At 49.5% G+C, this 19802-nt stretch carries 12 protein-coding genes; 3 read left to right on the forward strand and 9 right to left on the reverse strand.

Going from position 1 to position 19802, the window contains the following annotated elements; translation table 11 throughout:
- The first annotated feature begins 324 nt into the window (after positions 1-324).
- Both Pan161_RS21425 and Pan161_RS31050 read left to right on the forward strand, forming a co-directional pair.
- Positions 325-4914, forward strand: a complete 4590-nt coding sequence (locus Pan161_RS21425) for a peptidylprolyl isomerase (RefSeq protein ID WP_197995448.1) — start codon at positions 325-327, stop codon at positions 4912-4914.
- 379 nt (positions 4915-5293) lie between these two features.
- A complete protein-coding gene (locus Pan161_RS31050) occupies positions 5294-10426 on the forward strand; it encodes a GEVED domain-containing protein (RefSeq protein WP_261342928.1) in 5133 nt (1710 codons plus the stop codon).
- Positions 10427-10518: 92 nt separating this feature from the next.
- On the opposite strand, the gene Pan161_RS21435 is transcribed toward Pan161_RS31050, so the two are convergent.
- Genes Pan161_RS21435 through Pan161_RS21445 form a run of 3 tightly spaced genes read right to left on the reverse strand, consistent with a single transcriptional unit; the run spans position 10519 to position 12518 of the window.
- Positions 10519-11589 carry a tRNA dihydrouridine synthase gene (locus Pan161_RS21435; protein WP_145230696.1) on the reverse strand — a complete coding sequence of 357 codons (1071 nt, stop codon included), beginning with the start codon at positions 11587-11589 and terminating at the stop codon, positions 10519-10521.
- 22 nt (positions 11590-11611) lie between these two features.
- Positions 11612-12247 (reverse strand): Maf family protein, encoded by a 636-nt coding sequence (locus tag Pan161_RS21440; RefSeq protein WP_145230698.1) that lies wholly within the window; start codon positions 12245-12247, stop codon positions 11612-11614.
- 22 nt (positions 12248-12269) lie between these two features.
- The gene (locus Pan161_RS21445; RefSeq protein WP_197995449.1) at positions 12270-12518 is read right to left on the reverse strand and encodes a zinc-ribbon domain-containing protein; all 249 of its coding nucleotides are present in this window, start codon (positions 12516-12518) and stop codon (positions 12270-12272) included.
- 361 nt (positions 12519-12879) lie between these two features.
- Between Pan161_RS21445 and Pan161_RS21450 the strand changes: the two genes are divergently transcribed.
- On the forward strand, positions 12880-13791 hold the full coding sequence (locus Pan161_RS21450; protein ID WP_145230702.1) for a DUF1559 domain-containing protein: 912 nt from the start codon (positions 12880-12882) through the stop codon (positions 13789-13791).
- 85 nt (positions 13792-13876) lie between these two features.
- On the opposite strand, the gene hslU is transcribed toward Pan161_RS21450, so the two are convergent.
- From hslU to Pan161_RS21480, 6 genes are all read right to left on the reverse strand, one after another.
- On the reverse strand, positions 13877-15241 hold the full coding sequence (gene hslU / locus Pan161_RS21455) for an ATP-dependent protease ATPase subunit HslU (protein WP_145230704.1): 1365 nt from the start codon (positions 15239-15241) through the stop codon (positions 13877-13879).
- Positions 15229-15789 carry an ATP-dependent protease subunit HslV gene (hslV, locus tag Pan161_RS21460; RefSeq protein ID WP_145230706.1) on the reverse strand — a complete coding sequence of 187 codons (561 nt, stop codon included), beginning with the start codon at positions 15787-15789 and terminating at the stop codon, positions 15229-15231. The genes hslU and hslV overlap by 13 nt, the downstream gene beginning before the upstream one ends.
- 197 nt (positions 15790-15986) lie before the next feature.
- Positions 15987-16562, reverse strand: a complete 576-nt coding sequence (locus Pan161_RS31530; protein ID WP_145230708.1) for a hypothetical protein — start codon at positions 16560-16562, stop codon at positions 15987-15989.
- A gap of 197 nt (positions 16563-16759) precedes the next feature.
- The gene (locus Pan161_RS31440) at positions 16760-17020 is read right to left on the reverse strand and encodes a YciI family protein (RefSeq protein ID WP_390620710.1); all 261 of its coding nucleotides are present in this window, start codon (positions 17018-17020) and stop codon (positions 16760-16762) included.
- Between the two features lie 108 nt (positions 17021-17128).
- Positions 17129-17713: an HD domain-containing protein gene (locus tag Pan161_RS21475; protein WP_145230710.1), complete on the reverse strand. Its 585-nt coding sequence runs from the start codon at positions 17711-17713 to the stop codon at positions 17129-17131.
- Between the two features lie 631 nt (positions 17714-18344).
- Positions 18345-19763 (reverse strand): DUF1501 domain-containing protein, encoded by a 1419-nt coding sequence (locus Pan161_RS21480; protein ID WP_145230712.1) that lies wholly within the window; start codon positions 19761-19763, stop codon positions 18345-18347.
- Between the last annotated feature and the right edge of the window lie 39 nt (positions 19764-19802).

Below are 19802 nucleotides of genomic sequence, written 5' to 3' on the forward strand. Positions count from 1 at the left end.
GAGTAGATGCAGTAAGTTGTTACAGTTTGTTGTCTTATTTAAACAGATCACGTTGTCATTCTGACCGTTTTGTTAGGAATTTTGCTCCCAAACGTCATTTTCGGTGCAGATTGTTTTATGTATATGTCAAACACAAACAAGTCACCCATACCACACATTTTCACCAAACATTGAAAACATTCCAATTTCCCTGTTTTGTTACGTATGGTTACCGCTTTAAAATCATTAACTGAACAGTCAGGTTGGTTTCTATACAGATGGAAGCAGTTGCCTTTGAATCAAGTTCGACAACAAAGATATATGTAATATAAAGATACCAGTTTAATGATCTCAAAACTCATCGATAACCTGTGGCGCCCGCGGCGAAGTAAACACCATCGTCGGCTGAAAGCCACAACCGCTCCTCTCACAGCCACAGAAAAGCTGGAAGACCGCACGCTGCTCAGTGGCCAGGATCTGGTCGCCTTCGCCCAGGCGTTAACAGCCGCGAATGTGACACTCTACGGTGCCGCCTGGGATGCCAACACCACAGAACAAAAAACGATGCTGGAAGATGGCGCTCAGTTTCTGCAGTTTGTGGAAATCACTGATGTGAATCGTGAATTGAACGCCATAGCTGATGCTGAGGGAATTGAAAGCGTAAGCCCTGTCTGGAAACTTGACAACGGAACTCTGATTGACGGTAGCACGATCAATTCAGCAGCAGATCTGGCAGCAGCAACCGGCGTTGCGATTCCTCTGTCAGACGATCCATTCCTGAAAGCAATAGACGACCAGAATTTTTATTCAGGAACAGCACTGCATGTCGCCCTGGATGGATATGATTCGGAAAACAGTGCGCTGACCTACACAGTCGAAAGCAGCAATAATCAGATTTCAGCACGGGTCCTGACCGGTAACCGCAGTATCCGAATCTCGGTGGAAGGCTATGGGGACATGGTCTTCGAACTGTTCGAAGGGCGTTCGTCCCGTGCCGCAGAGCGGATAATCCTACTGGCCGAAAGCGGTTTTTATGACGATGTCATTTTTCATCGCATTGTCAATGATTTCATGATTCAAACAGGCGATCCCACCGGAACGGGATCAGGAGTTACCACCCTCGGTTACTTCAATGATCAGTTCCACCCTGAACTGCAACACGTGCAAACCGGGTTGTTATCAATGGCAAAGACTCTTGATGATGACACAAATGATTCCCAGTTTTTCGTTACGGAAGGTCCCTCCCGGCACCTTGACTTTCAGCACACTATATTTGGCTATCTGATTGAAGGAGAAGACGTACGCGAAGCGATCAGTAATATCTCGGTCACTGGTCAAACCCCCAATTTTTCCATCACGATGGAAACAGTCGATGTCTTTTCCGACCTGGATAATGGTACGCTGGTCCTGACTGCAGCAGAAGGATATACCGGCTCCACTACGATTACCGTCACAGTCGCGGATCAAGACGGGAATACTTCACAGCGGGAGTTTCAGGTCAATGTTACGCCTGATGCGATCAGCGAACTTTCAGATTCCGAAAATGCCAATCCTTATCTCTCCGATATCCCCACATTGCAGGTAAGCCCCGGTGCGACGATCACTTACCAGCTGGAAGCGACCGATATCGACCTTAATGCAACGAACGGGAATACCTATTTTGTCTTTATGGACCAGTCATATCTCAACGCCTATGAGCTTTACGTTCCTGTCGACGCACATCCCGAGCTGATCTATTCCGTCCACTCCAGTTCCGGCCTGCTGACTGTCAAACCTGCTGCAGGTTTAGCCCCGGGGACCTATAGTATTACTGTGGCAGTCGGAATTCTCCCTAACCGGAGTGATATTGACTACCAGGTACTCACCGTCCTTGTGGGCAATCCCCCCGTGGCCAACGATGACTTTTTTGCCATGCAGGGTGAGACCCCCACTACTGGTAACCTGCTGACAAACGATACAGACAGTGGCGGAACCGTGGATGAAAACACTACTTCCATTGAAATAGTCGAGCAGCCTGAACATGGAATTGTGACCGCCAATGCCGATGGCACGGTCAATTACACCGCAGACGGTTCCGGTTACATGGGACTGGGGTCATTTACGTATCGCTTGAAAGACAATCTGGGGCTGGTTTCAAATACGGCGACCGTGAATTTCTCGATCGCTCCGGAAGGAGTGATCCTGGTCACCACACTTCTAGACAAAGTTACAGCGGATCAAAAAGTCTCCTTAAGTGAAGCATTACATGCGGCTAACCGTGATATCATTTTTGACGCAGCCCCGAAAGGCAATGGGGCTGACGTCATCATGTTCGATCCGGAATTATTCAATGGTGAGGAAAACACGATCAGCCTGACAGAGGTGCTTTCCATCAGCGACGACATCACTATCATTGCCCCCACGTCTGAAGCGGGTGCGCCTCTGCTGACACTAAATATGACCACGGAAAACCGCCATTTCAATATTACAGATACAGACGCAAATGTTCTGGAAGTCAGCCTGCAGAATCTGAAACTGACGAATGGACAGGGCAATACTGACGGGGGTTCGATCTCTAATGCGGAACATCTGACTCTGATTAATAGCCAGTTGGTGAATAACCATTCCGTAAACGGCTTCGGCGGTGCGATCTATAACACGGGAACCCTGGAAATCAGTAACTCCTTGTTTCAGTCCAATAGCTCGCAGAACTCTTCAGGGGGAGCTATCGCCAGCATCTCCGGATCGGTCACTTTGACAGACACCACACTGGACGACAATGACGTGGAAGGTAGTGGGGGTGGCATCTATGCTTCCAATGCCAATGTTTCACTCATCAACAGCACACTCTCCCTGAACTCGGTCTCGACGGGTAGTGGAGGCGGACTCTATCAGTTGAATGGTGAGCTGACCATCAACGGTTCCCTAATCGTCAACAATACTTCGCCAAGTCAGGCGGGCGGGGGAGGCCTTTATATTGATGGGGCAACGACTCTGATTACTGGTTCTACCATTCACGACAATCAGAGTGCCGGAAATGCCGGTGGCCTGGCCCAGACTGGGGGAGACCTGACGATACACAGCAGTACGATCTCACGGAATTCTGCGGAACTGGGGAGGGGTGGCGGAATTTATAATGGTGCCTTTACTTCACTCATCATCAACAGCACTATCTCCGGAAACTCAGCGAGTGTGGACGGCGCGGGGATTTACTATTCTGACCCCTTCGACTACGTCAGTACCGCCATTCACAACAGTACCATCGCTGACAATCATGCCGGCGAGAGAGGTGGTGGAGTTTTTTCTGCCGGTGATTATGCCCCCGTCTATAACAGCATCATTGCTGATAATAGTGCGTTATCCGTTGGTGCAGACGTGTATGGTTATCTGTCCGGCAGTTACAGCCTGATCGAAAACACGGAAGGAGTCGACATAGAATCCGCAACGAATTTTATTGAAAATCAGGACCCGTCATTACTCCCTCTGGGTGATTACGGCGGACTTACACAGACCCATGCTTTGAACTCCACCAGTGTTGCGATTGACGCGGGAAATCCTGCCTTTGATGGCAGTACCTTTGATCCGGCACTCACGCTCGACCAGAGAGGCGTCAACCGCGTTATCGATGGTAACAATGATTCAACCGTCCTGATTGATATGGGCGCTTTTGAAGCAGAAGGAATTCAGGGGAGTGCAGATCTGACGGTAAAATGGCAGGCGACCAATGTCGGTATCTCAGGTCAGACAGGATCACTTCCGACCAATGCCAGTTTTATTGATGAGTTTAGCCCGGTGATTGTCGAAATCTGGGTCAGTATCAGCAATTCCTCGGACTACGGCCTTGCATCGGCTCAGGTCGACTTCAGTTTTGATGCGACGTACCTGACGGCAGACTCGATTGTATACGGCCCTGGTTTTACTTTGAACCAGACAGGCAGTATCAATAATGAAACAGGAGCCATCACCGGACTGGGCGCTGCCACAGACCTGGCTGACTATGGTGCTGAAACACTGGTCCTGCTGGCGCGGGTCCGTCTGACAGTCAACCAGATTCCTTTAAATGCAGAGGGAGAATACATCCATCCGGTTGCCAATCTGAATTTTCTGATCTCGAACACAACTCTGCTTTCCTCGCAGGGAGCTGCCACGGTTACCGAAGGAGCTGCCGTTGATTTAACTCTGGTTCCGGCGCTTTATGACCTGAATGATGATGGAGTCATTAATTACCGCGACCTGATTGCCTTTGTGGGAGCGTATAACAAGACTCCCGGAAGCCCAGGTTCAGAAATTGCCTGGGCCGTTGACTACGACCGATCGGGCAAAGTGGATTACCGCGATCTGATCCTGCTGGCGTCGAATTACGGGAAGGTCCAGGGAGGCGCAAACTTAGTCGTTTATCCTGTGAACTATTCAGAAGTCTGGCAACAGGATTTTCTGCTGGCCTCGTTGATCAACGCTGAAGATTCGAATGCTCCGGCCCTCACCACGGATGAGGCAGAACCGGTTCTCGAAGCGGCAAAACAGCAACTCGCCGCGGTGTACGATGATTCTGTGAACGAAACACTCTCCGATGTGAAAATCGAGATTGTGCAGCTGCCTCAAAATCAGCTGGCCAAAGCAGACGCGTCAAACAACACAATTTACCTTGATATCAACGCGGCAGGCTGGGGCTGGTTTGTCGACCAGACTCCACTACTGAATGAAGAGTTTGATGTATCAACGGCAGGCCAGTTTGATGCCCAGTTGTTTAGTAATGCCTTTGGACGTATTGATTTATTGACAGTTCTACTGCATGAACTAAATCATCTGCTCGGCTATGAACACTCGCCTGACAGCCCACTGATGCAGCCAGAATTAAATCCGGGAGAACGTAAACTCCTGACAGATACAGATCTTGAATCGACAGACGACTTTTTCGGTGGCTTTCAGACCACCGACTTTAACGGGATCAATTGAACATATAAATAACTTTGAATTCCCCCTTAACTATGGTGAGAAATTTCGGTTTCAGACGTCCAGAACGTAATAGACACTCCGTAGCAGCGGGAACAGCCGCTAAAACCAGTACGAACGACCTGTTTTCAATTGATCTTTTTTATCTTTTGCTTGACATACATACTTTTGCTGCTGCACAATCTATCTTGAATCTACCCATTTTAACAAATAGGTCGGTTTGTTGAATTTTGTCAACTACCATCGCAGCGTATTTTTATTGAGTACCACACTGCGCCAAATAGTTCTAAACAGATATAAATTAAAGAGTTAATCACTCTTCAAAGACACGCGACTCGCTGAAATAGAGTTCCCTGTTTTAGCATGATATGGAAAGATGCAAATGATGTTTACGAGAACTAAACGTCGTCACCAGCCTGGTCGAATCGGTTCTTTTCTCAATCAGCTCCTGAAAGGGCGCAATAAACGATTAAGAAATCAACGTCTGAACTCTTTCAGCAATTCTTATTCAACGGTGGAATTTCTGGAAGACAGGACGTTGCTGTCAGCGACGAATGCCCTCTTGAATACCACTGCATATGAATCTCCCGGTGCCGTACAACCCGCTTTGCCTGATGATGATGCTTCAAGTCAGCCTATCAATCAGTTGAACTATAAGACTCCCGCCCAATTGAATGTGCAGAAAGCATTTAGTGATGAAGAACTACATCACATGCTGAACGATCCCGGGCAGATTGATATTCCTTCCAATCCATTGGGTTTCGACACCAATGAGAATGAAGATATTTTTGATAACGGGGATAATAATATCCCGGAAAATGCTGAGCACATCGATAACTTCGGGACGGGTCAGGGTGATGAATTTGATGTCAATGTTCAGGGGTACCTGTCAAACGCCACAACCGTCAACCGTACAGCCTCTTTTTATTTTCCTGAAGACAATGATTCCATCCCCCAGGCAAATTTTACCGCACTCTCCTCTGGTGAATCAATCAGTATCCGAAATGCAACGATTGGAGATGGCCTCAATGGCAGTGATGGTACCGGGACGGGAGACTTTGATTTCTATGAAATATCTGGAGTGAAAAGAGGCGATATCATCACTGCACTGGCAGAAGATGTGACTCAGTTCAATGGCTTAAACACGCTCGTTGCCATTTATTCCAGCTCCGGGACCCCCCTCTTTGCAACCACCACAGGCGGTTTCGTCGGCACTGACAGTTACTTGAGTTATACAGCGTTATCGGATGGTACGTACTATATTCTTGTCTCAAGTTCCAGTACCGGGTTACCATCTGATGCCAATGACCCCACCAGTGGAAACGGGGTTGGGACTGCTTCCAGTGCAGAAGGTGACTACCATCTGACCATTGGCTTGAATGCAACCGACGTGGACTACTATTCTGTCGATCTGGAAGCGGGAGACATCCTGGGTGCCAACGTGTTTGGTGCCGGACAAATCGTTTCCCTGTACCAGCCTGACGGGACGCCGATCATGCGGTCCTCGCAATATATGACTGGTTTATATCCTGAAGACAGTCCGTTGCCCGGTGATGGGAATGCTGCGGCCTCCTTTGTCGCGCCGACTGCTGGAACTTACTTTATCTCAGTCAGTGGTAATGAGGGATTCTACGATCTTGAATTAAGAGCATTTCGCCCTGTACTGGAAACACAACCAGAAGATTCCGGAGCGGTTCAGACTCTGTATATCGACTTTGATGGTGCAGAAGTAGATCCATCGATCTTCTATGATTCACTCTCTTCCAGAACAGCCACTCTGTCTTCCATGGACGCATTCCTCAGCAATTGGGAACTCTCAGATACCGATGAAGATGTAAAAAATGCGGTCATTGATGCCATCATGGCCACCATTAAAGAGAACTTTGCTGACATTGGAGCAAATGGAAACAATGGTGAATACTTTGATCCGGACACCGATGCTGTCATCGGTACCCCAGGTGATTATGGCATTCGGATTTTGAACAGCCGTGATAATCCGGGACTGGATGAATTTAATACCCCCCATTTCACACGCGTTATCGTGGGTGGTACGATCAATGAGCTGGGAATCGGCACACTTGGGATCGCGGAATCCATTGATGTCGGTAATTTTGATACGACTGAAACAGCTGTGGTACTGCTTGATCAACTCAGCAGCACAGATCCAGGTAATCAATTCTCCTTGAATAACGTCCCCCGAAATTTTGACACAACGATGACCGAACTGATCGGGGTGGCAATTGGGAACATTGTTTCACATGAAGCAGGGCATTTGTTCGGCTTATTTCATACAGGCATCGGCTTCAATAGTTCCCCCCAACTTGCTGATCATGGAGGATTCACTGATGTAATAGGCCTTTCCTTTGGCATCGCAAATATCATTGGCATCGGCAATGATGGCATTTTCGGCACTGCTGATGATACTACTGATGTAGACTTCGGAACAGATCTCCTGACCTCACCATTCTCTGGTACGCAGGACAGTATCAACACGCTGGCATTTGGTTTATCGACGGCTGCGAACTATGGTCTGGATTTCGGCGATGCTCCCTCTAACTACCCGACACTGCTGGACGACCCGAACTATGTTGAAGGTGGTGCCCGTCACACCCTCGGAGGAGGACTGACTCTGGGCGCCTCGGTCGACTATGAAGTCGACGGCCAAACCAGTCTCGATGCTTTGGGAGATGGAGCCGATGAAAACGGCGTGACCTTCCTGGATGCTCGTGGTAACGAGACCACAAGTATTGCTGCCGGTGATGTGAATGGTAGAATCAGGGTCAACGTTTCAGGGTCAGGCTACCTGCAGGGCTGGATCGACTTTAACCGGGATGGCGTCTGGGATGTCAGCGAACAGATTTTTGTAGATGAGTTCGTCACAGATGGCGATAATCCCCTTTCATTTACGGTTCCAACAGGATCTGACTTCGTCGTCGGAGAAACCTATGCCCGCTTCCGTTTAAGTTCAGTGGCTGGTATCGGCGTAGCGGGACTGGCACCGGATGGGGAAGTCGAAGATTACCAGATCACTCTGACTGAAGCTCGCGATGGTGAGATCGTCTTTGATGCTGTAGAATACGAAGCCGGTAATCTTATCAAAATCACAGTGACCGATGGCGACCTGTTTGGTGCTGGTACAGTGAATGTCACTGTCACATCCTCTGGCGGCGATTCGGAAACCGTTGTCCTGACCGAAACCGTTTCTGGCAAATTTGAGGGTAGCATTCAATCGTCACCGGGTACACTCGTTGTTGGAAACGGTATACTCGAAGTCGTGTTCGGCGAAACGATTACCGCTGCCTACGCAGACGCTGACTCTGGAGAAGGCCAGCCAGGTAATTTCCTGGATGAATTTATACCGGCAGGGTTATTAAACGGTCCACGTGGATTGATTTTCATGTCAAACCCCAATGGGGACGAAAACCTCTTTGTCAGCAATGGATATGAAAATTCGGATGGTACAGACCATACGGTAAAGCGATTCGATGGTGAAACCGGAAATTTCATTGATGATTACATCAAATCAGGAGGGGTGGACGTTCCGAATGGTCTGGTTTTTGATGCTGATTATCTCTATGTAACCAGTTCAGGCTCTGGAGAAGTTCTCCGCTACGACCGATTTCTCGATGATACACTGAATGGAGTATTTATTGGCGCTCATACTGTGTATCCAGATGGGACAGAGCCATTGGTACCCGTAGTAGCGCCATTATCTAAACCTGGTTCCATTGTCAGGAACCCCACTAGTGGTGGTAACTTCTATGTTGCCGACATTGGCTTCACAAAAGGACGTGTTTTAGAATTTGGGTCTGACGGTAGCTTTATCAAAGAATTAGTGACAAGAACAGAACTTAATTCTCGCACTCCTTCAGGCTTAGCCTTTGATGAAGCCAATAATACGCTATTTGTCTCCATCTTGGAGAGCAATGAAATACTGCGATTTGATCTAGACGGTAATGAGATAGAAAATACAAATGGCGGCGCCTTTATACCTGCAGGAACAAACGGCCTGGCAAATCCTCGGGGATTAGCGATCGGGCCTGACGGAAATCTCTATGTTGCCAATGGTACCACAGAAGGTATTCTGCGATTTGACATGACCGGTAGCCCGGTTGAATCTGGCAATTATACTTTCGGAAAGACTATCCAACTTCCATATAGTTTGACTTTCGGTCCGGATAACAACCTGTATGTTGTCGATTCCGACCTGGGAACCGTCTTGAGATTTGCAGGTCCCGACGGAACAGAAACTCCAATAATCAAAACTATAACCGCAGATATCGTAGCTGAATTTGTCGACTTTGGTGATGCTCCGGAATCTTTCCCGAACCTGGCGGTTGATCCGAACGGCGAAGGGGCACAACATGCCATCAACGATAACGGTCTGCACCTGGGTGCTAACGTCTCAGATGATTTGGCTGATCCTGATCAGGAATCACCGGGGGCAGAGCTGGACACCTACGACGATGGAATCCTGTTGAGCCCGATCGTGGCAGGTGACAATGCTGCAACCGTCACGATTATCTCTTCCGGTAGCGGTTTCATTGATGCCTGGATCGACTTGAATAACGATGGTGACTGGAATGATCCATACGAAAAAATCCTCACAAGATACGCAGTCGTTGCGGGAGTAAATGCTGTTTCATTTGACATCTCCCACGCCGAGGTCGTTACCTCTACTGACACAACTCAGGTAGCCGCCCGGTTTCGATTAAGTTCGGCAGGCGGATTATCAGCAACGGGTAAGGCAGCCGATGGTGAAGTGGAAGACTATCTGGTCTCGGTGATACCTCAAAATTCCATTGATTTACTGGATAACGACCCGAATCGTCCGGGTAAGACAGCACTGTTCATCACAGGGACACTAGCTAATGATAATATCTTTCTCTCCCAGACCTACGGAACCAATATTATCATGGTCCGGATCAACGGCGTCAACAAGGGAGAATTCGCTCCTACGGGCGGTGTCTATATCTGGGGACTGGCTGGAGATGACACCATCACTGTCGACGACACCTTCTATAACCGGGAAACGATGATTTTTGGTGGTCTGGGGAATGATATCCTGCAGGGCGGCCGAGGAAATGATGTTCTCGTCGGCGGCGACGGACATGATACCCTGGAAGGCGGACCTGACGGATTCGATATTTTGATCGGCGGTAAAGGTTTAGACTATATCCGCGGCCATAACGAACAGCTTTACACAAACTACGGCTCGAATGGCGACATTCTGATTGGTGGTTCCACTGTTTACGATAACGGAATGACCCAGTTATTTGCTATTTACAAAGAATGGATTTCCGCTGATCCGTTCGGCGATCGCGTTAACAGTGTTCGTACCCGTGTGCAAAATACTGCCGCTGGTGTGAATAACATCAGACTCGACAGTACAACCGTCTTTGATGATGGTGAACTCGATCGGTTGTACGGAGCTGTGGCCCGTGGGGACGACTGGTTCCTGCTTGATCTGGGACTGGATATCAACAACGCCGGTGGTAACGATATTCGTGAGTAATTTCACTTGAACATCATCTGTCCCCTGAAGCATTAACACAAACAGCCTCTCTGAATTATTTCAGGAGGCTGTTTTTTTACTGACAAATCAAATCACCAGCGTTCGACCGGACCATTTGGTGTTTTAATCAATGCGGTCGGTACAGAAGATTCCCGCTCGCCGTGCCGCAGGCGAATCTGTTCGACGATGTCCTGAAACTCCCCGTCTGACTCCAGTCGCCGCAACCGGTCTTCCAGATCTTCCGGAATTCCCAGGCGGGCACCATACCAGGCGGCAAACTTGCGAATCAAGCGACAGCCAAACAGTTCATGCTGCTGAAACATCAAAGTGAAGTGGCGTTCCAAAAATTGAATCTGTTCTTCCCTGGTGGGCTCGGACACTGGTTCTTCACCTTGAACCACCTGGGAGATCTTACGAAAGATCCAGGGGTCCAGCATGGCTCCACGGCCGATTGACACCGCAGCACAGCCGGTCTGTTGACGCATGCGAAAAGCATCTTCCACGGTACAAACATCACCATTACCAATGACGGGAATGTGTTGAACGGCTTCGACCGTCTGCCTGATTCCCTCCAGATCCACGGTTCCTCCAAATCCCTGATTGCGGGTGCGTCCGTGAACTGTAATCGCCGCCACGCCCGCCTGCTCGAATTCGCGTGCCAAAAGCGGCGCGGTAATCGAATCACGATCCCAGCCCAGTCGCATTTTGACCGTCACTGGAATCGAGACCGCGTCAACGACTTCTGCCACCATCTGACAGGCTGCGTCGGGGCTACACATAATGCGGGCGCCACCTCCGTTGCCGTTAATCTTGGCCATCGGACACCCCATATTCAGATCGACGGCAGCATAACCATGCTGATCCAGCCAGCGGGCCGCGGCAACCAGCTCGGCAGTGACACCGCCAAAGATCTGAATCGTCAATGGTTGGTCGGCGGGAGAAGTCGTCAGCAGCGCCTTCGATTTGCGACTGCCTGACAGCAGATGAGAAGCGAGCACCAGATCCGTGGTGCAGAGTCCGACGCCCCCCAGTTCGCGGATAGCAACTCGGAACGCATGCTGCGTGTAACCCGCCAGAGGCGCCAGGAAATAACGTGAGGCGAGAACCCGATCCCCGATCTGGATTTCCGGAGCTTCCGTGGTACTCCACTGGATCATTGACATAAGCTGTTTTCGAATTTGTGATTTATACGGTTTGTGAACGATTCAACATTTCGAACACAGTTTCCAATGGCAATCCTACAACATTCGACAGGCTGCCTTCAATGCGGTTCACAAAAATACTCCCGGCTCCCTGAATCGCATACCCCCCTGCCTTGCCGCGCGACTCCTGTGTCGAAAGATACCAGTCCAGTCGCTCCCGCACATACTCCTGATCGTGAAAGGTCACCTCTGTTTCTGCGATCTGTATCGTCACCCGCTGCTGGTATCTCAGGCAGACACCCGTCAGTACCAGATGGGTTCTCCCTGCGTAGTCGTTCAGAAACCATTCCTTGACAGTTTCCTGCCAGGCAGATTCAACAGGAGGCTGTCCCAGCACAACCAGATCACCTGTTTCCCGTTTGACAACACCGATTGTATCTGCGGTTAAGATCGGAACCGAGGCGTCAGCCGGCCTCTGCTGAAAGACATCTTCATTTTTGGCAGTACAGATTGAGATCAGCTGCTGTTGTATCGCATCCCATTCGTGCAGCTGTTCAAATCCCGCTTCCTCCGGATCAGCGGGAGGCACAACTTCAATCTGAGTTTCTGGCAGAAGCTGTGTGAGCAGTTCTTTGCGGCGAGGCGAACGGGAACCGAGAATGATGCGAGACAAATTCATGCAGCTGTTTCTTTAAATCATATTACGAAAGAAAAATGAGAACAAGAATGGTAGCAATGACTCCCAGGATTCCCAGGGAGACCCACCAGCGAGGTCGCTCGCTGAACGGGTGAGTATTCACGCCTATATATTCTCCACAGACCGGGCAGGCAGGCGCTTCTTCATATACGTCTGCTCCGCAGTTGGGGCAGACGATGGTTGAAGTTTCCTCATCGAAGTCCGATTCGTCCGGGTAATCTGTATCATATTCTGATTCCCAGTCATCATTCACGTCCTGCTCCTTCACCCTGATATAAACCATCACGTCCTGAGAGTAATGTTCAGTAAACCAACACGATGCACCGTCTAAAATTCTACGCTGAACTCAAATAGTTAGCATTACACATTCAATCTGAAGAAAGTGAATTTTTCTGCGTGAGATTCGGTCCATTTTCGGTATTCAACACTGGAACGTCAGTGTGCAGAGTTGAAATCTGTTCTACAAGCCGCTTCCCGCTTCTTTCACATCGGTACTCATTGATATCGACTCCACGAAAGAGTACCAGAGTTCCCGCAGTTTATTATTTTGCAGGCATCCGTGCGTGCATTCTATTTTTAATCCGATAAACAATTTTAACGACTGGAGAGTCAAGATGCAGCCTCGGAGCAAATCCGCACTGGTCCACAGAACTGGTTTTACCCTGATTGAACTACTTGTTGTGATTGCCATTATTGCAATCCTGATTGCACTATTACTACCGGCGGTCCAACAGGCCCGGGAAGCCGCTCGACGCAGTACCTGCAAGAATAACGTGAAGCAGATGGGACTGGCGCTGCATAATTACCATGAAACGCATCGCAGTTTTCCTCCCGGCTGGGTGCAACCATCCACTTCAGCTTCCTGTCAGCCAAGTGTTACCAGTCCCAGCGGCTGTAAACCAGGCTGGGGCTGGGGAACCATGCTGCTCCCCTTCATTGATCAGGCCAACATGTATAATGCCTTGAATGTGAAGAGTACTCAACTGGTCGCCACTCCCTCTCCGGAATCAAAAACGACCATCCCTCTCTTCCGCTGTCCTTCCGACACTGGCAGCCAGCTGAATTCCGATCGAGGTGGCCATGCGACCTCCAACTACAAAACCATCTACGGCAGCCGCGGGACGGGCACATCGATTAACACCAGCCCGCATAATGCAGCCGGCGGTAACGGCTCTTTCTGGTCGAACAGTAATACTCGACTACGTGATCTCACCGATGGTGCCAGCAACACCGTGCTGATTGGCGAAACCGCACGGGGACGTGTGGGTTCGATCACTTACAATGGAGGCGTCTGGGTTGGTTACTACGATAATGGCAAAACAGCATCTGTCGTCTGGAAAACAGAAAACCATTCTGGCTCCCTCATAAACGGAACGTTGGCCTGGGCTTTCAGCAGTCAGCATACCGGCGGTGCCCACTTTCTGCTCGGCGATGGTGGCGTCCGCTTCCTGAGTGAGAATATCGACGGAACGACTTACGAAAACCTGGGAAAAATCAGCGACGGCAATGTGATCGGCGAATTTTAATTTCGGCGGATTTGAATCCACATAAAAACAAAAACTCCCCGATTCTGTTTGAACCGGGGAGTTTTTTTATGGATCCATTCTCAAATTATAGGATGAATTTGCTAAGGTCTTCATCTTCCACAATCGAATGCAGTTTCTGTTGAACATACGGCGCGTCGATCACAATCTTTTTCGTTTTGAGATCGGGTGCTTCAAAGCTGACTTCTTCCAGGAGACGTTCCAGAATGGTATGCAGACGGCGGGCACCAATATTCTGCGTCGTCTGATTCACTTGAAACGCAATTTTTGCCAGCTCTTCCAGACCATCCTGTTCGAATTTGATCTTCACGCCTTCGGTTTCCAGCAAAGCCTGATACTGCATCGTAATCGAACTGGTTGGCTCAGTCAGAATTCTGAGAAAATCATCTCGCGTCAGTTCCTGCAGTTCGACACGAATCGGAAAACGTCCCTGTAGTTCGGGCATCAGATCGGAAGGTTTCGTACGATGAAAGGCACCGGCTGCGATAAACAGCATATAGTCTGTTTTGACAGACCCACTGCGAGTCTGTACTGTGGTCCCTTCCACGATGGGCAGCAAGTCGCGCTGCACACCCTGGCGGCTCACATCGCCGCCTCGACTGCCACCTTCTTCTGAAGTACAGATCTTGTCAAGCTCATCGATAAAGACGATCCCGCTGCGTTCGGCCAGTTGCACGGCTTCTTCGGCAATGGCATCTTTATCCATCAAGCCTTCAACTTCCTGGTCGAGGAGAACTCCGCGTGCTTCTTTCACGGACATTTTACGATGCTTACTCTGCTGCGGCATAATGCGTTCAAACATGCCCTGCAGATCGACGTCCATCTGGTCCATGCCCATATTGGAAAAAACCTGCACGGGAGAGCTTTTCGGGTCGATCGAGATTTCGACTTCTTTCTCTTCGAGTGCCCCCTGGTTCAGCATTTTGCGAAACTTGTCGCGGGTTCGTTCGTAGCGTTCCGATGCGTTTTCTTCCTTACCTTCTTCGGTGGATTCAACGTAGGAAGCTTCCCATTCGGGTCGCGGAATCAACAGATCCAGCAGGCGTTCTTCCACACGGACTTTGGCTTTATCTACGACCTCCACGCGTTTGTTTTCACGGACCAGATTTTTAGCCGAGTCAACCAGGTCGCGGACCATGCTTTCCACATCGCGACCGTAATAACCCACTTCGGTATATTTGGTCGCTTCGACTTTGATGAAGGGTGCATTGATCAATTTCGCCAGCCGTCGTGTAATTTCGGTTTTCCCGACCCCCGTCGGCCCGATCATGATGATGTTTTTGGGCGTGATTTCATTCCGCAGTTCATCGGGGAGCTGCTGCCAGCGCCAGCGATTTCGCAGCGCGATGGCGACAGCGCGTTTCGCGTCATCCTGACCGACGATATGTTTATCCAGTTCCGCGACGATCTGTCGGGGTGTTAACTCTTGCACTGCAGCTCCTCCACGATGATATTATTATTCGTATAGATGTCGATATCTGATGCGATTCCCAGCGATGTTTTCACAATTTCCGCAGCCGACAGCTGGGAATGCCCAATCAGCGCCCGGGCTGCTGCCGTCGCAAAGTTGCCTCCGGAACCGATGCCGATGACTCCATCTGAGGGTACAACAACATCTCCCTGGCCGGTAATCAGTAGACTATGTTCGTCATTGACGACGATGATCAGTGCTTCCAGTTTTCGCAAGACGCGATCGGTGCGCCAGTCACGCGCCAGTTCAGTTGCCGCCCGCGGCATATTACCCGGGTAATCCCGGGCTTTGACTTCGAAGCGTTCCAGCAGAGAAAATGCATCGGCGGTCGAACCGGCAAAACCACAGATAACGTGGCCGTCGAGAATCTTGCGAATCTTGCGGGTATCGCTTTTCATGACAGTATCACCATGGGTCACCTGTCCATCTCCGCCGATGGCAACCTGACCGTTATGACGCACTGTTAATATCGTTGTGGAACGCCATTTCTTTTTATCTTTGGAACCCATATCTCTGATTTCATAAAAATAATTGCTGATGATTTGAATCTTTACCCTTCGCGGCAAGATACCATAGAACAGTCCCGGAAGACATGCAAGCTTATGCCGAGTGATTCAACGCTGACTCACTGTTCATTGTAACGTGTTTCAGATGATTGGAAACCAGCTGAATGGAATGCTTTTTCTCCCGAATACGCAACCTGCGATCATAGTCTTTCTGGAACGCGGTATTCAATCGCAGCCCGGTCGTATGTTTTTGTTCTGATGGGTGAGAAAACGTATTCCACAGCGGTTGAGATCAGAAAATCATCCATTTCGTGGACACAAGCTTGGCGTGGAAGCAAGGAAAATTCACGGATTCCTCCCTGTATTCGCTCATGCCTTGAACTCAAAAGATCGGGTTCAGGATCATTTTCAGCTAAAATATAAGCAGTCTGCACCGCCAACATCCAGGACATTATCCCCCTTAATAACAATGTCCACTCCGTGTTCTCGGTCCCACTTACAGACATAAGAGAATCCAACGGCCAGCGTATCGTTATGTAGTTGATGTATAGCATGTCATCTATCGCTTCCTTTCCAGTCAAGACTGTCATGTTCGCAACCCATTCTGGACCCGCTTTCTCATATTGAGACCTGATATCGCAATAATACCTGAATAATCCGGTGCGCACCAATTCGGCATAATGCGCATTCTCGCCGACGATACGCTTCCATAAGTCCACTTGAAGATAGTGAGGTGGTATTCGCTCCTCATCCTTCGTCTCTACGGGGTCTTCCATTTCCCTCCCGAGTGAACCAAGGTCCGCGACATGCCCTGACCAGTGGAACTCGTCCCACTCTAAGATCACATCTGTAAGCAATGTTGGTTTGTTATTCATACCTCTGACTAACGCTTGAATTAAATCGCGCCACGAAGCGGCGTCGGCTTGAATGAATTTTGTCAGGCCGCACCTTCTGCGCCATTTCTATGCTGCCCTCAGGACTGCGGGTCGAACCCAAAGCCGCGTAGCTCCTGGTCACAACGACAGGCCTTCGCCATGCGCGCGGCCCACGCGATGGCCTCCTCGCGCGACGGTAGTTCGAGTACCGTGAAGCCGCCATTGAGCGGAGGCGCCCACGAGTATCCTCCTGCGGCAAACGTGCCATCAGCCGAGACGAGCACCGGCGGGACTGCTTCGTCGATTACCGCGTGTGCGTCGCGACCAACCGCCTCCAGTTCGCCATCGGGTACGACCATCGCTGCGCCTGGAAATGGAAGACAGTCGTATGCGATGTTCTTTGCCGAACGCCACACTCGGTGGAAATTTGCGAACGCCAGTGTATAAATCTCTGTAGCAGCGCCTTGTCAGGAGCCATTCAACCACCCTTGCTCAACAGCATACTCTACCTTTGAAATAAACCACCCATATATTTCGTAATTTTCTTCCTCGATAAATTGATGCATTTTCAACACTTGATTCTTGTGTATTCCGTTATCCTGCCATGATCGACCTTCGCTATTGATGTTATGAAGAAAAGGCAACAAGCGATCAATCACTTTTAAGAGTTTCGCTTCCTTACTCTTTCCTGCCTCTTGTTCCTCCCAAAGTTCAATGATATTTCCTATAGGATTTCCTGGGTGCAAAGCAATTTTTTCTACACATTTGCGTTCTTCAATATGCGCATCACTTCTATTGGTACTGTAAAGAAAGGTATCTCCCGCTTCGATTTCACCAAGATCATGGAGTAACGCAAGCTTGATGAGCTTCGAAATGTCATAATCTTCCGGAAACAATTCTGCAAACGCCCAGCAGGCCATAGCTAAATGCCATGAATGCTCAGCCGAATTTTCCACTCGCTCGCCGCCATTGATGTAAGAGCGTCGATTTATCGACTTCAAAGCATCTAATTGTAGTAAAAAATCAGAGATATTTGAGATTCTCTCGGACAAACCTGGCCTCCTGACTTGTATCTCATCGATGTTAATAAGTGGTTCTTTTCCGTGATTGACATTGCATATCACGCATAACGCTCTGGGCGGGAACAATCGCTAAGCCATTCGTATTCGGGAATCACTTGTTGTGAGTTCTTCTTTGGCTTCTCCGCTTCTTGTTGCGCGTTATGCCGACGAGTTATCTGGGCGGGATCGGGGAATTCAAATAAAGTCCCAGCGGCCGACAGTCGGTGGCGACGGCCTGTACTCGCGTTAGCTCTGGAGGCATGGAGATCGCCCCTTCGTAAAATACCAAGCTCTCACGTGATGGTCCATCACGATCTCAGGGAAAATGCATCCATCTTACATAGACATAAAGCTATCTGAAATATTTTCGATGTCAAGCAGTATGTGAGGGGATCAGGGCTAGGCTGTGTCCAGTTTTACTGTAGCGTCTCCAGGGCCATTTGGACCGAGTATAATAGATTGTCAGACGCTATGGTTAAATGTGATGCGATTTAGGCTGCTTCACTTCGAACGCACACTGGTCAGATCAGAAAACCACCCACTTTTCTGGAAAGTACAAATTAAAAAACCCTTCTCCACAGGAAGAAGGGTTTGATTTAACTAACTGTCGTGTTGATTCAGTTTATGCCAGTATTCCGTGGGCGACATGACCGGCGACATCCGTCAGGCGGAAATCACGGCCCGCGTATCGGTACGTCAGTTTTTCGTGGTCCATTCCGAGGAGGTGCAATAGAGTGGCATGGAAATCGTGGATATGCATTTTATCTTTGGCGGCATAGTAACCGAACTCATCAGTGGCGCCATACTTGATTCCAGATTTCACGCCACCACCGGCGAGCCACATGGTGAAGCCTTCGGGATTGTGGTCGCGGCCATTTTTCCCTTGCGCAGTCGGAGTCCGACCGAACTCGCCTCCCCAGACGACCAGTGTATCTTTCAACAGACCGCGCTGTTTGAGGTCTTTCAATAACCCCGCGATCGGTTTATCAACTTCTTTGGCATTTTTGCCATGCCCTTCCAGCAGATTCCCATGCTGATCCCATTGGACTTTCTGATCGCTGTGTGAAACCTGAATAAAACGCACGCCCCGTTCCGCGAAACGACGGGCCATCAGACACTGTCGACCGAAATCAGCGGTTTTCTCTTCATCCAGTCCATACATTTTCATGGTGGCTTCGGTTTCGCCGGAGATATCCTGGATCTCGGGAACTTCTTCCTGCATGCGGAAGGCCAGTTCAAACGAACCAATGCGATCGTTCAGAATCTGGTTCGGGCCGGTCTCTGCCTGATGCATACGGTTCAAGTCATTGAGAAAATCGACCTGTTTCCGCTGAACTTTGCGGGAGAGAAAATCATTTTTGATATATTCGATCTGCGCCTGTTTTGCGGCGACCGCTGCATTCCCCAGTGGCGTTCCCTGATAAGGAGCCGGCAGGAATGCGGAGCTCCAGTTCTTCACTCCCCCATGTGCGAGTGTCGGACAAATCGTAATGAAGCCGGGCAGGTTCTGGTTTTCGGTTCCCAGTCCATACGTCACCCACGATCCCATACTGGGTCGCACAAAGGCATCGCTGCCGGTATGCAGTTTGAGTAAGGCGCCGCCGTGGGCCGCATTGGTTCCATGCAGTGAGTTAATGATACAGAGATCATCCACGCATTCTGCCACATTGGGGAACAGTTCGCTGACATGAATGCCACTTTCGCCGTACTGCTTAAACTTCCAAGGCGACTTCAACAGGTTACCGGTAGGGGCAAATTGAACCCGTGGTTTATCAAACGGGAGCGGTTTACCGTCATACTTCTGTAGCTGCGGCTTGTAATCGAACGTATCCATGTGGGAGGGGCCTCCCTTCATGAACAGAAAGATGACCCGCTTGGCCCGGGGCGTGAAATGGGGTTCTTTCGGCGCCAGAGGATCTTTCAATTGGGAGGCTTGCGCTTCATCATTCAACATAGAGAGTAAGGCGAGGTTTCCGAAACCGACGGCTGATTTTTTCAGCAGTTCCCGGCGGGAATATAATGATTGAGGTAGGATACTCATAACGTGTCTCGTTTATTATTGAACAGTTTCAAAATTGAT

The organism is Gimesia algae, assembly GCF_007746795.1.
Lineage (GTDB): Bacteria > Planctomycetota > Planctomycetia > Planctomycetales > Planctomycetaceae > Gimesia > Gimesia algae.